Annotated in this window: 13 protein-coding genes; 4 read left to right on the top strand and 9 right to left on the bottom strand. The window is 68.5% G+C overall.

Features of this window, described 5'->3' with window-relative positions; genetic code table 11:
* Window positions 1-205: 205 nt before the first annotated feature.
* A complete protein-coding gene (locus tag CF68_RS04995; RefSeq protein WP_035816450.1) occupies window positions 206-1,024 on the top strand; it encodes a GntR family transcriptional regulator in 819 nt (272 codons plus the stop codon).
* Window positions 1,025-1,352: 328 nt separating this feature from the next.
* Here CF68_RS04995 and CF68_RS04990 read toward each other — a convergent pair whose 3' ends face one another.
* The 8 genes from CF68_RS04990 to CF68_RS04955 form a co-directional block, all read right to left on the bottom strand.
* The gene (locus tag CF68_RS04990) at window positions 1,353-1,868 is read right to left on the bottom strand and encodes a hypothetical protein (RefSeq protein ID WP_035816449.1); all 516 of its coding nucleotides are present in this window, start codon (window positions 1,866-1,868) and stop codon (window positions 1,353-1,355) included.
* Window positions 1,869-2,042: 174 nt separating this feature from the next.
* Window positions 2,043-2,828 carry an amino acid ABC transporter permease gene (locus CF68_RS04985; RefSeq protein ID WP_235205670.1) on the bottom strand — a complete coding sequence of 262 codons (786 nt, stop codon included), beginning with the start codon at window positions 2,826-2,828 and terminating at the stop codon, window positions 2,043-2,045.
* Window positions 2,821-3,561, bottom strand: coding sequence for an ABC transporter permease subunit (locus tag CF68_RS04980; RefSeq protein WP_152548449.1), 741 nt, complete (start codon window positions 3,559-3,561; stop codon window positions 2,821-2,823). The genes CF68_RS04985 and CF68_RS04980 overlap by 8 nt, the downstream gene beginning before the upstream one ends.
* A 29-nt stretch (window positions 3,562-3,590) precedes the next feature.
* On the bottom strand, window positions 3,591-4,415 hold the full coding sequence (locus CF68_RS04975; RefSeq protein WP_035816448.1) for an ABC transporter substrate-binding protein: 825 nt from the start codon (window positions 4,413-4,415) through the stop codon (window positions 3,591-3,593).
* Between the two features lie 109 nt (window positions 4,416-4,524).
* On the bottom strand, window positions 4,525-4,905 hold the full coding sequence (locus CF68_RS04970) for a DUF427 domain-containing protein (RefSeq protein WP_035816447.1): 381 nt from the start codon (window positions 4,903-4,905) through the stop codon (window positions 4,525-4,527).
* A gap of 101 nt (window positions 4,906-5,006) precedes the next feature.
* On the bottom strand, window positions 5,007-5,999 hold the full coding sequence (locus CF68_RS04965) for a tripartite tricarboxylate transporter substrate binding protein (protein WP_035816446.1): 993 nt from the start codon (window positions 5,997-5,999) through the stop codon (window positions 5,007-5,009).
* Between the two features lie 76 nt (window positions 6,000-6,075).
* Window positions 6,076-7,233: a CaiB/BaiF CoA-transferase family protein gene (locus CF68_RS04960; protein WP_035816445.1), complete on the bottom strand. Its 1,158-nt coding sequence runs from the start codon at window positions 7,231-7,233 to the stop codon at window positions 6,076-6,078.
* 8 nt (window positions 7,234-7,241) lie between these two features.
* Window positions 7,242-8,189, bottom strand: a complete 948-nt coding sequence (locus CF68_RS04955) for a hydroxymethylglutaryl-CoA lyase (protein ID WP_035816443.1) — start codon at window positions 8,187-8,189, stop codon at window positions 7,242-7,244.
* Between the two features lie 219 nt (window positions 8,190-8,408).
* Here CF68_RS04955 and CF68_RS04950 point away from each other — a divergent pair, with 219 nt between their 5' ends.
* Complete coding sequence (locus CF68_RS04950) at window positions 8,409-9,362, top strand: LysR family transcriptional regulator (protein WP_035816442.1); 954 nt, start codon at window positions 8,409-8,411, stop codon at window positions 9,360-9,362.
* A gap of 183 nt (window positions 9,363-9,545) precedes the next feature.
* Window positions 9,546-10,238, top strand: coding sequence for an SDR family NAD(P)-dependent oxidoreductase (locus tag CF68_RS04945; RefSeq protein WP_035816455.1), 693 nt, complete (start codon window positions 9,546-9,548; stop codon window positions 10,236-10,238).
* Here CF68_RS04945 and CF68_RS04940 read toward each other — a convergent pair.
* Window positions 10,225-11,181 carry a LysR family transcriptional regulator gene (locus tag CF68_RS04940; protein WP_035816441.1) on the bottom strand — a complete coding sequence of 319 codons (957 nt, stop codon included), beginning with the start codon at window positions 11,179-11,181 and terminating at the stop codon, window positions 10,225-10,227. The two genes, CF68_RS04945 and CF68_RS04940, sit on opposite strands and share 14 nt — an antisense overlap.
* A 116-nt stretch (window positions 11,182-11,297) precedes the next feature.
* Between CF68_RS04940 and CF68_RS04935 the strand changes: the two genes are divergently transcribed.
* Complete coding sequence (locus CF68_RS04935; protein WP_035816440.1) at window positions 11,298-11,975, top strand: type 1 glutamine amidotransferase domain-containing protein; 678 nt, start codon at window positions 11,298-11,300, stop codon at window positions 11,973-11,975.
* Window positions 11,976-12,016: the final 41 nt, after the last annotated feature.

The following is a 12,016-nucleotide window of genomic DNA, read 5'->3' as shown; positions in this document are numbered from 1 at the left end:
TGTGGATCTGCCGCCGTGTCGACATCGCCCGGCATTGGGCGCAGGTGCATCCGTTCGAAGCCGCCGGTGGTGCCGCAGCCGTGGGCACGATGCGCGAGGAAGTTGCTCCGGCCTGACAAATGCCGTCCATGTCGCCATATTTGTGTACGATATAGCCGTCTTTCGTCGCCATTTCCGGCGACAGGCTGAATGTCCGTCCCCTGATATGGCAACCACATCGAAGAAGGCGGCGCCCGGCGCGGCAGCAAAAACGCCGCGCCGGCCCGCGTCCAAGGCAACACTGAAAACGGCACCCAAGGCCGCCGCCAATGCCGCGCCGGAGGAAAGTGCCGGCCCGGAGGCCGCCGCCAGCGAGGCTTCCGCCACCGAGGCGATCTACCTCAGCCTGCTGACCGCGATCATGGAGCACCGCCTGCTGGCCGGCACCAAGCTGGTCGAGGAACGGCTGTGCGAAGTGACCGGCGCCAGCCGGGCCCGCATCCGCCAGGTCTTCGCACGCCTGGCGCATGAGAAGCTGGTCACGCTGGTGCCCAACCGCGGCGCCTTTGTCTCCAGCCCCACGGTGGACGAGGCGCGCGAGGTGTTCCAGGCGCGCCGCGTGGTCGAGCCCGCGCTGGCGGCCGAACTGGCCCAGCGTGCCACGCCGGCCAAGGTCCGCAGCCTGCGCCGCCATGCGATGGAAGAAGACAACGCGCGCGGCCGCGGCGACCGCGCCGCGATGATCCGCCTGTCGGGGGAATTCCATATCCTGCTGGCCGAGATGGCCGGCAATGCCATCCTCGAAAAGCTGATCCGCGAGATGGTGTCGCTGACCTGCCTGATCATCACGCTGTACGACCGCCCCGGCGCGCCGGCCTGCGCCGAGCATGAGCACCGCCAACTCATCGACGCGATCGAGCAGCGCGACGCCGCGCGCGCCAACGCGCTGATGGCGGAACACCTGGAACACATCGAGGGTTCGCTCGATCTGAGCGTGCCCGACAGCGGCGCGCCGGACTTCTACAGCATCTTCAGCAAGGGTTGAAGCATGGTGTGGGGGCCCCGTGACTGGCATTGCACTCCGCGCCCGGCAGCCTAGACTGGCTGCATAACAACGCGTGCAATGCGCCGCAGGAGGTGCCTGATGAATGCTTCCGAGCCAGCGGCTGCGCCCAGGCCTGCGCCGCAACTGGTGCCCAACGGCTACCGCCAGGGCATCATCACCGCGATCACAGTGCTGCTGGGCTTCTCGCTGGCGTTCTGGCGCTTCTGGGGCTTCGAGAGCCCTGGCCATTGGAGCCTGCGCGCACTGTTCGCCGCGGCTGGCCGTGGCCATGATCGACGCGGCACTCGGCCCCTAGGCCGCCCGGCAGTCACGCTATTCGGCCCGGGAACGAACCTGCGCCTGCCCCTGGCTGGCGTCGCAGATAGCGCACCTGCAGCACCGCCCCCGCCAGGAATACCAGGAACAGCACGCCGACGATCGCCTTCAGTTCCGGCGCTTCCGCATTGGCAAATACCGGATTGCCCACCGGCAGGCGCGTGCCGGTCTCGGTCAGGCCCGGGATGAAGTGGAAGAACACCGTCAGCGACAGCGACACCACCTCCACGTAGCGGCTCATGCGCCCGAACGCACCGCGTGCCGCGTAGACAGCGACGGCCAGCACCAGCAGCGTGACGATGCCCAGCACATGGGGCTTGCCGAATCCGCCGTGCTGGAAGATGCCAAACCCGGTCAGGCAGCTCAGCACGGTGCCGATGACATAGGCCAGTCCAAGCCGGGTATGCAGGCGCACCATGCCGGTGCTCGAGAGCGCCACCAGGCCGCAGGCCAGTGCCGCCAGACTGATCAGAGTATGGATGATGCCAAGCTGCGTGAGTCCGAGCATGATGGTGCCTCCAGGCGGGTGGGTGCAGCAATGGATCTGGACAGGCGTGGCGGCGCGCAAGGCAAGGCGAGTTGCGTGGGGGCGACGAGCCGCAACAGCAAGCCTTCATGTAAGGCGAAGCTTGCGGGGATTGCAAGGATGGCGGCAGCCGCGGGGCGCCTGCCCTTGCCGATGTCAGAGCATCGGGGCACCGGCCCTTGCGGACTGCGCCATGGCCTGGCGCGCAACCGCGATCCCGGCCCTGCCGCGTCCGTGCGATCCCTGCAGGCGACGCAGCGCCGCAGCGGCGCCTGCTTCGATCACCACGCACAGCACGAAGTAGAGCAGCGCAACCGCTGCGAACACTTCCGCCGCATAGCCCATGCTGCGGCCATTGACCTGCGTGGCCAGCGTCGACAGCTCACTGACGCCGACGATATAAGCCAGCGACGTATCCTTGGTCAGCGCCACCCAGGTATTCGCCAGGGACGGCAGCATGGCGCGCAACGCCTGCGGCAGCACCACATGCCAGAGTGCCTGCGTGCGCGACATGCCCAGCGCCAGCGCCGCCTGGCGCTGGCCGGCTCCGATCGCGGCCGTGCCCGCGTGCAGGCTCTGCGCGATAAACGCGGCGCCCACCAGCGCCAGCGCCAGCACCACGGTCAGCACTTCGCTGACCTGCACGCCGGCCAGCATGGGCAGCAGGAAGTAAACCCAGAAGATCAGCATCAGCACCGGCACCGCACGCAACAGGGCCAACACGGCGCGCAGCACGCGCGTGACGCTGGACGGCGCAAGCTCCAGCAGCAGCGCCAGCGCAATGCCCAGCACCGTGGCGCCGGCGCAGGCGAGCGCCGCAATCCACAGCGTCAGCGCCGCACCGGCCAGCGGTCCCTCGGGGAAAGCGCCTTTGAGCAAGTAAGGCAGCTGGCCCCATACCAGCGCCAGGCCCTCTGGCAGGCTTGCCATCCCATCAGGCATGACGTGCTCCGGTCCAGCCGAGGCGCCTGAACATGGCCGGTGCCGCCGCCTGCAGCGACAGGATCAACGTCGCATAGAGCAGCGTGGCAATGCCGAAAGCCTGGAAGGCCATCAGCGTATCGGTCTCGACCTGGCGCGCGGTGTAAGAGAGTTCGGCAAACCCGATCGCCATGGCCAGCGAGGTGTTCTTGATGGTCTGGCTGAACTGCCCCACCATCGGCCGCGCCGCAATCCGCAGCGCCTGCGGCAGCACGATGCGCCACCACGCGGCACGCGGCGCGAAACCCAGCGCCAGCGCCGCGGCGAACTGCCCGCGCGGCACCGCGGCGATGCCGGCTTCGAGTTCCTGCGCATAGAAGGCGCTGGCATACAGGGCGATGCCAAATACGCTGGCCAGCGCCTCCAGCGACGGCGCGGGAATGGCCACGGCACCCATCTGAAGGCCGCTCCAGTCCGAAATCGCGCCGATGGCCGCATCGCCCAGCAATTGCGCGGCGCCGAAGTACCAGAAGAACAGCTGCACCAGCAGCGGCGTCTTGCGCAGCAACCCGATCGCCGCATTGGCCGCGATGGCCACCGGGCGCCATGGCACCCTGCGCAGCGCCAGCCAGGCCGCGGCCAGCGCGCAGCCGAGCACGAACACCGCCAGCGACAGCGCCACCGTCATGGCAAAGCCGCCGAGCAGCCAGTGCAGGTATTTGGCCGGCAGCGACTGCCAGAGAATGGAAACCATGCGTCAGCGGCGATCAGGCTGTAGCGTGCTTACTTGACCGTGCTGCCGATGGTAAAGTCGCGCGCCAGTGGCGCCTGGCTCTTCGGCCCGAAGTACTTGTCGTAGATGCGCGCCGCCGTGCCGTTCTTTTCCAGATCCAGCAGGATCTGGTCGATGGCGGCCTGCAGGCGTTCCTCGCCCTTGGGCACGCCCACGCCCATGTACTCGCGCGTCAGTGTGAAAGGCGAGATCTCGAACTGGTCGCGGTTGGGCAGCGTGGCCAGCAGCGCGCCGAGCTTGGCGCCGTCCTGCGCAAAGGCCTGGATCGCGCCGGTGCGCAGCGCCTGCAGCGCCAGCGGCGAATCGTCATAGGCGATCACGCGCGCGTCGGGGTAGCGCTGGCGCAGCGTGGTTTCCTGCGTGGTGCCCTTGTCCACGCCCAGGCGCCAGGCCTTCAGGTCATCGGGCTGGCGCAGCGCACCCTTCTTTGCGATGAACTGCAGCCCGCTGGCAAAGTAAGGCGTGGAGAAGCCGATCTGCTGGCGGCGTTCATCGGTGATGGTGAAGTTGGCCGCGACGATATCCACCTTCTGCGAGGCCAGCAGCGCAATGCGGTTGGCGGGGTTGGTGGCGCGGAACTCCGCCTTGACGCCAAGGCGGCTGGCAATCTCGTTGGCATAGTCGACATCCAGGCCAGCCGGCGCATGGTTCTTCGGATCGACAAAGCCGAACGGCGGGTTGGCATCGAACACGCCCACGCGCAGCACGCCGGCCTTGCGGATATCGTCGAGGCGATCCGCCAGCGCGGTACCGGAGGCCATGACGGCAACGCCGGCGACGATGGCGCCGCGCAGCAGGAAGGAACGGAAGGACATGGAAGGCGCTCACTGAAGTCTGGATGGGCAGACGATAGCGGTGCGCGCGCCCGCAGGGAACGAATGGTTTCGCAGATGGATATGCCGCCATGCCGGGCGGCGTTCGCGCTCAGGCGCCGAGGATCTCGATGCTGTCGACGCGGTCCGGGTAGAAGGCCAGGTGCGAGGCGATCGCCGCCACCGCGGGGTAAGGCGTCTCGTAGCTCCACACCGCATTGCGCGCGCGCGCGCCGCCGGCGGGGATGGAGAAGTAGCTGCAGTCGCCCTTGTACGGGCAGTACGTCGCGTGCGCGGTGCGCTCCAGCTGCGCCATGTCGACATGCTCGCGCGGGATGTACTGCACCGGCGGGTAGGTCGCCTCTTGCAGGGTCAGCGCCGCGTCGCTGCCGGCAATAACAATGCCCGCCACCCTGACCACCACCCTGCCGGCCGTCGGCGTGATGGTGATCGGGTGGTCGGGGCCGGGGATCCTGACTGGCTTGTCGGTCATGGCGCGTCCTCCTGCAGGGCATCGTCACGGGGGCGATGCTGCATTCTAGGCCTTCGCTGCGCGGCCTGCAGGCCGCGCCCGATGGTTCAACCCAGCCGCCGCTATTCGACCTTGACGTTGGCCTTCTTCACCAATGCGGCGTAGCGCGTGGCCTCGCTGCGGAAAAAGCTGGCGGCCGCCTCGGGTGTGCCGGGCTCGATCACGGTGGCCTGCTTCTTCATGGCTTCCAGCACTTCGGGCGAGGTGAAGGCCCTGGCAAATGCGTCATGCACGCGCTTTACCTCTGCCGGCGGCATGCCGGCGGGTCCAACCACGGCAAACCAGCCGGCGACGTTGTAGCGGGGCAAGCCTTGTTCGGCGATGGTGGGGATGTCCGGCGCGGCGGCCGAGCGCTTGTCGCCGCACACGCCGATCGCGCGCAGCGTGCCGGCCTTCAGGTGCGGCGCCACCGCGTTGAGCGCAACCACGCCCAGCTCCACCTGTCCTGCGATCAGGTCGTTCATCATCGGGCCCGTGCCCTTGTACGGCACATGGCGCGCACTCACGCCGGCCTCGTCCAGGAACATCTCCCCGGCCAGGTGGATGATGGTGCCATTGCCGGACGAGCCGTAGTTGTAGCCGTCGGGCCTGGCCTTGAGCAGCGCCACCAGTTCCTTCACGTTCCTTGCCGGCACCTTGGGATTCACTACAAGCACCAGCGGCGTGGTGCCGATCACGCTGATCGGGGTGATGTCCTTGATGGCATCGAACGGCATGGTGCGGAACACGCTCGGGTTAATGACATGGTTGTTCGAGACCAGCCCGAGCGTGCTGCCGTCCGGCTGCGCCTTGACCACGGCCGCGGCCCCGGTGATGCCGCCGGCGCCGGGCAGGTTCTCGATCACCACCGGCTGGCCAAAGGCCTTGCCCAGGGCCGGGCCGGCCGCGCGCGCGATGGTGTCCACGCCGGAACCGGCGCTGATCGGCAGGATCAGGCGCACCGGCTTGCCGGTGCTGCCCTGCGCGAGCGCGCCGATGCCGGGCGCGGCCAGCGCGGCGGCCACGGTGGCGGCCAGCGCCAGCCCTGACTTGAGAAGGATGCGACGGGGGTTCATGGGGTTGTCTCCGTATCGTTATCGTAGGATCTTTGCAGGCCGCCGCTGTGCCGCGGCATGCCCGTCGTGGTACCGGTCAGGCGGCGCGGCCCTGGCCGAGCTGCGACAGGATCTCTTCGTTGTGCTCGCCGGCCCTGGGCAGCGGCCGGCGCACGCCCGGGCGGCGCCCGCCCATCAGCAGCGGCAGCAGCACCGTGGGCGTGGTCGAGCCGTCGTCGGCCTGCATCGGCACCAGCCCGCCGCTGGCGAGCAGGTGCGGATCGTCGAGCAACTGGTCCGGGCGCACGATCGGCGCATAGGGGATGCCGGCGGCTTCGAGTCTGGGCGCCAGTTCTGCGCTGCGGTGGTGGCGCAGGATCGCGCCCAGCTCATCGAGCAGTTGCGGACGCACCGCCACGCGCGAGGCATTGCTGGCGTACTCGGGCTTGTCGAGAAGCTCCGGATGCTCCAGCACCTGGCACAACGTCACGAACTGCTTGTCGCTGACCGCGCCGATAAACAGCTGCTCGTCTCCGGCCAGCGTGAAGACGTCATACACGCTCCATGCCGATACGCGCGACGGCATCGGCGGCGGCGCCTCGCCGGTCATCGCGAACTGCTGCATATGCTGCGAGGCAAGGAACACGCAGTTCTCGAACAGCGCGCTCTGGATCTCCTGGCCGCGCCCGGTGCGGTCGCGCTCGCGCAGCGCGGCCAGCACGCCGATGGCGCCGAACATGCCGCCCATGATGTCGTTGACCGAGGTGCCGGCGCGCAGCGGCCGCCCGCTCGGGCCGGTCATGTAGGACAGCCCGCCCATCATCTGCACTACCTCGTCCAGCGCCAGCCGGTTCTCGTACGGGCCGGGCAGGAAGCCCTTGTGCGAGACATAGATCAGATGCGGGTAGTCGCGCGACAGCGTGGCGTAGTCCAGCCCCAGCTTCTGCATCAGGCCGGGCCGGAAGTTCTCCAGCAGCACGTCGCTCTGCCCCGCCAGCTCGGCCGCGGCGGCGCGCCCCTCCTCGGTGGTGATGTCCAGCACCACGCTCTTCTTGTTGCGGTTGAAGGCGCGGAAGAAGCCGATGCCCAGGCCCGGCAGGTTGCGCGTCTTGTCGCCGCCGGGCGGCTCCACCTTGATCACCTCGGCGCCCAGGTCGGCCAGGATCATGCCGCAGGTGGGGCCCATCACCATATGCGTGAATTCGACCACGCGGATGCCGGCCAGCGGCAGGGAGTTGCTGTTGTCTTGGGTCATCTTGCGTCTCAGGCAGCGGCGCCAGCAGGCTGGGCCGGGAAGGTCTTGGGCAGGCCGGCGCGCCACAGCGTGCCGTGCAGGGTTTCGTCCTTGAGCCAGCCAGCCACGTCTTCACGCAGCGCCAGCAGGCGGCCGATATCGATGCCGGTGTCGATGCCCATGCTGCCGAGCATGTAGGCCAGGTCTTCGGTCGCGACATTGCCGCTGGCGCCGGGCGCGTGCGGACAGCCGCCGATGCCGGCCAGACAGGCGTCAAAGCGGGGCACGCCGGTTTCCAGCGCCGCGTGGACGTTGGCCAGGCCAAGCCCGCGGGTATCGTGGAAATGGCCGCACCAGAGGCGCTCGCCGGCTATATCGACGGCGCGCGCAAACAGCTCGCGCACCATGCGCGGATCGGCATAGCCGACGGTATCGGCCAGGCTGACGCGGTCGGCGCCGGCATCGAGCAGTGCCTGCATCAGGCGCAACACTTCATCGGGATCGACATGGCCCTGCAGCGTGCAGCCGAACGCGGTGCCGACACCGCCTTCGATCAGCGTCTTCGCGCCGCTGGCATCGCGCGCGGCGCGGATGCGCGCCACTTCAGCCACCACTTCATCCGGCGTCTTGCGCAGGTTGGCCAGGCTGTGCGCATGGCTGGCAGACAGCGGCACGAGCATCAGGTCCGCGCCGCTGGCCAGCGCATCCTGCGCGCCGCGCAGGTTCGGCACCAGCACCGAGACGAACAGGCCCGGCAGCGTGCGCGCGAACGCGACCAGCTGCGCGGTATCGGCCAGTTGCGGCAGCAGGTGCGCGGGCACGAACGAGCCGACTTCCAGCTCTCGCAGGCCGGCGGCGTACGCGCCGCGAATCCAGGCTTCCTTGCTGGCCGTGGGCAGGGTGGTGCGGATGCTCTGCAGGCCATCGCGCAATCCGACTTCGCGGATAACGGCGTGGCGGCGAAAGGGAACAGACATGATCAGGGGCTTCCGGTTTGCGCCCCGCGGTGGGGGCGACGGAAGAACTCTATGAGTTTCTGCCAAAGAGCTGAAGCGGTGATTTACGCACGATAGCCTTCCGAACCGGAATGTCTGCCAGGCGCCGCACAGCTACACCCAGGAATTCCCGGATGAATGATTACCGCCAACCAAAGAGGCTTAACATTCCATTCCGGAAACCCGCAGTCCCTTACAGCCATGCGAGACCTCGACCTCACCACCCTGCGCCTGTTCGTCGCCGTGTGCGAAACCCGCAACATGGCGCGTGCGGGCGAGCAGGAGCACATCGTGGCATCGGCCATCAGCAAGCGGCTTGCGCAACTGGAAGAGACGGTTGGCGCAACCCTGCTGGAGCGCCGCCGCCGCGGCGTGATCCCGACGCCCGCGGGCGAGATGGTGCTGGCGCATGCGCGCGCCATGCTGGCGGCGGCGGACCGCGTCGCGCGCGACATGGCCGACTACGGCGCCGGCATACGCGGGCAGGTGCGGCTGCTGGCGACGGTGTCCTCAATGGCGGAATCGCTGCCGGACGATATTGCCGCCTTCCTGCAGCAGCCGGCCAACCGCGATGTGCGCGTGACCATCGAGGAAAGCCTGAGCAGCGACGTGGTGCGCGCGCTGCGCGAGGGCTCGGCGCCGCTGGGCATCTGCTGGGACGCGGCCGACCTGGAAGGCTTCCAGACCCGGCCCTACCGCACCGACCACCTCGCGGCGGTGGTCCACGCCTCGCATCCGCTGGCGCAGGCCGAGGACTGCCGCTTCGAGGACACGCTGGACTACGACCATATCGGCATGCCCGCCCAGACCGCGGTGCAGACCATGCTGACGCGCTATGCGGCCATCCTCGGGCGCGGCATTGCCTACCGCGCGGTGGTCTCGACCTTCGACGCAGCGCTGCGCTGTGTGCGTGCCAACCTGGGCATCACCATCATCCCGGCCGAGATCGCCGCGCCGATCGCGCCCACCTTCGGCCTGCGCGTGATCCCGCTGCGCAACGACTGGGCGCGGCGGCGCTTTGCGATCTGCTTCCGCGACCTGGAACTGCTGTCGCCGGCGGCGCGGCTGCTGGTGGCCTTCCTTGAACAGACCGCGGCAGCGGAAGCGGCGGCCGCCCCCGCGCCAGTGCGCAAGCCACGGCGCAATCGGCAATAACACCGGCGCCGCGCGCAACTTCCTGTGCCGTTCAAGGGTTAGCCCGAGGCAATTTCGCAAGCAAATGTTGGGGGGCGGTGCGTAGACTGGCTTGCGTTTTTCGCCCCGGCCCACGATGGTAAAAGCCGACCCCGGGCGATGCTGACCCCGACCATGCGCGCCACGACGGCGCAGGAGCACACGATGAACTTCAACGGCAAGAACATATTGATCACCGGCGCGCGCGGCAACCTGGGCCGCGCCGTGGCACAGGCCTTCGCGCAGGCAGGCGCGCGCGTGGTGCTGCTGGACCGGCATGCGGCGCCGCTGCCCGAAGCGGGCACCGGCCACCTGACGCTGCAGGCGGACCTGCTGGATGCCGCCCAGCTGAGCGAGGCCGTCGCGCAAGCCGTTCAGGCCTGCGGCCGCATCGACGTGGTGTGCAACCTGGCCGGCGGCTTCGCCATGGGCCCAGGCGTGCATGAAACCAGCGCCGAGGCCTGGAACCACGTGTTCGACATGAACGTGGGCACGGTGCTGAACATGGCGCGCGCGGTGGTGCCACACATGCTGGCCGCCGGCGGCGGCGCCATCGTCAACGTGGGCGCCAACTCGGCGGCGCGCGGGCTGGCGCAGATGAGCGCCTATTGCGCCTCGAAGGACGCGCTGGCGCGTGTGACCGAATCGATGTCGGCAGAGCTGCGCGACCAGGGCATCCGCGTCAACGCGGTGCTGCCCAGCGTGCTGGATACGCCCGAGAACCGCCAGGCCATGCCGGATGCCGATGCCGCGCGCTGGGTCAGTCTGGATGCGCTGGCCGACGTGATCCTGTTCCTGGCCTCGGATGCGGCGCGCGCGGTGCAGGGCGCGCTGCTGCCAGTGGTCAACCGCGCCTGACGCGGGGCTTGCGCGCGGCCGGCTCGGCCGCGCTGATGACGCTGGCCGCCTCCTGGATCTGCTGGCGCAGCCAGCGCCGCAGCCGGTCGGCATCGGTGCGCGCGTGCCAGATCTGCATCATGTCGACGTGGGGCAGTGCGAACGGCACCGGCAGCAGCACCAGATCAGGGTCGCGCGCCACGGCCTCTTCCGCGACCGAGCGCAGGCAGGTCAGCAGCAGTTCCGTGCCGCGCACCAGCCGGCTCGGCGCAAGGAAGCTCGACAACCCCGCCACTACCCTGCGCTTGTGCCCCTTCCGGGCCAGCGCGCGGTCGACCACGCCGTTGAGGTCGCCGGTCAGCGTGGTCAGCAGGTGTTCGCACGCCAGGAAGGCGTCGAGATCCAGGCCGTCGGCAATCCGCGGATTGGCGCGCGAGGCCAGCACCACGAAGTCCTCGCTGCACAGCCGCTGCTGGTGGAAGGTATCGGGCAGGTTCTCATAGAAACCCGCGATCGCCAGGTCGCAGGTGCCCTTCTCCAGTTCCTCGCGCGGCAGCTCGCCGCGCGTGTTGTGCGTGATCAGCACCACACCCGGCGCCTGGCTGCGCAGCCGCGGCAGCAGGGCGGGCAGCAGCAGCTGCTCCATGTAGTCGGTGGTGTAGATGTGCAGGTGCTCGCTGCGCGCCAGGTAGTCGTGGCCGGCACAGGCGTCATAGAACGCGTCGAGGTCCCCGACCAGCCGCTGCACCTGCGGCGCCAGCGCATGGGCACGCGGCGTAGGCGTCAGGCCGCGCGGCGCACGCACGAACAGCGGATCGCCCAGCTCGTCGCGCAGGCGGTTGAGCTTGTGGCTCAGCGCCGGCTGGCTCAGCGCCATGCGCGCGGCCGCGCGCGTGGCATTGCCCTCCTGGTACAGCACGTGGAACACGTACAGCAGGTTGAGGTCCTTGCTGCCGATATTCATTTTTTGGATAGCAGAGATCGAATAATAGAAGTTTTCGAATCATAGGCCGCTGCCTAGGATGTTGCCAGTGCCGCGGCATTTCAGCCCGGCTGCCTGTGAACCAATGGAGCGGAACAATGAAAATCCTGATGGTGCTGACATCGCACGACCAGCTGGGCAATACCGGCCACAAGACCGGCTTCTGGCTGGAGGAATTCGCAGCGCCCTACTACGTCTTCAAGGACGCCGGCGCCGACATCACCGTGGCCTCGCCCAAGGGCGGCCAACCGCCGATCGACCCGAAAAGCGACGATCCCGGCGCCCAGACCGACGCCACCCGGCGCTTCCAGGGTGACGCTGCCGCCAAGGCCGCGCTGGCCAGCACGCTGACGCTGGACCAGGTCAAGGCGGAAGACTTCGACGCCATCTTCTACCCAGGCGGCCACGGCCCGCTGTGGGACCTGGCCGAAGACAAGCGCTCGGTCGCGCTGATCGAGCAGTTCGACCGCGCCGGCAAGCCGGTGGGAGCGGTGTGCCACGCACCGGCGGTGTTCCGCCATACCAAGGGCACGGACGGGGAACCACTGGTCAAGGGCAAGGAAGTGACCGGCTTCACCAACAGCGAGGAAGAAGCCGTGCAGCTGACCAAGGTGGTGCCGTTCCTAGTGGAGGATATGCTCAAGGCCAACGGCGGACGGTTCACGCGTGGCGAGGACTGGGCCAGCCATGTCGTGGTCGCTGGGCGACTGGTGACGGGGCAGAATCCGGCATCGTCCGATGCGGCGGCGCAGGCGTTGTTGAAGATGTTGAAATAAGAGAAAGCGGCAAGCGCCTCGTCCGCTGCCGCTCAGTTCCC

It is taken from the genome of Cupriavidus sp. SK-4 (genome assembly GCF_000611125.1).
Taxonomy (GTDB): Bacteria; Pseudomonadota; Gammaproteobacteria; order Burkholderiales; family Burkholderiaceae; genus Cupriavidus; species Cupriavidus necator.
This window is presented reverse-complemented; position numbering and strand designations above follow the sequence as displayed.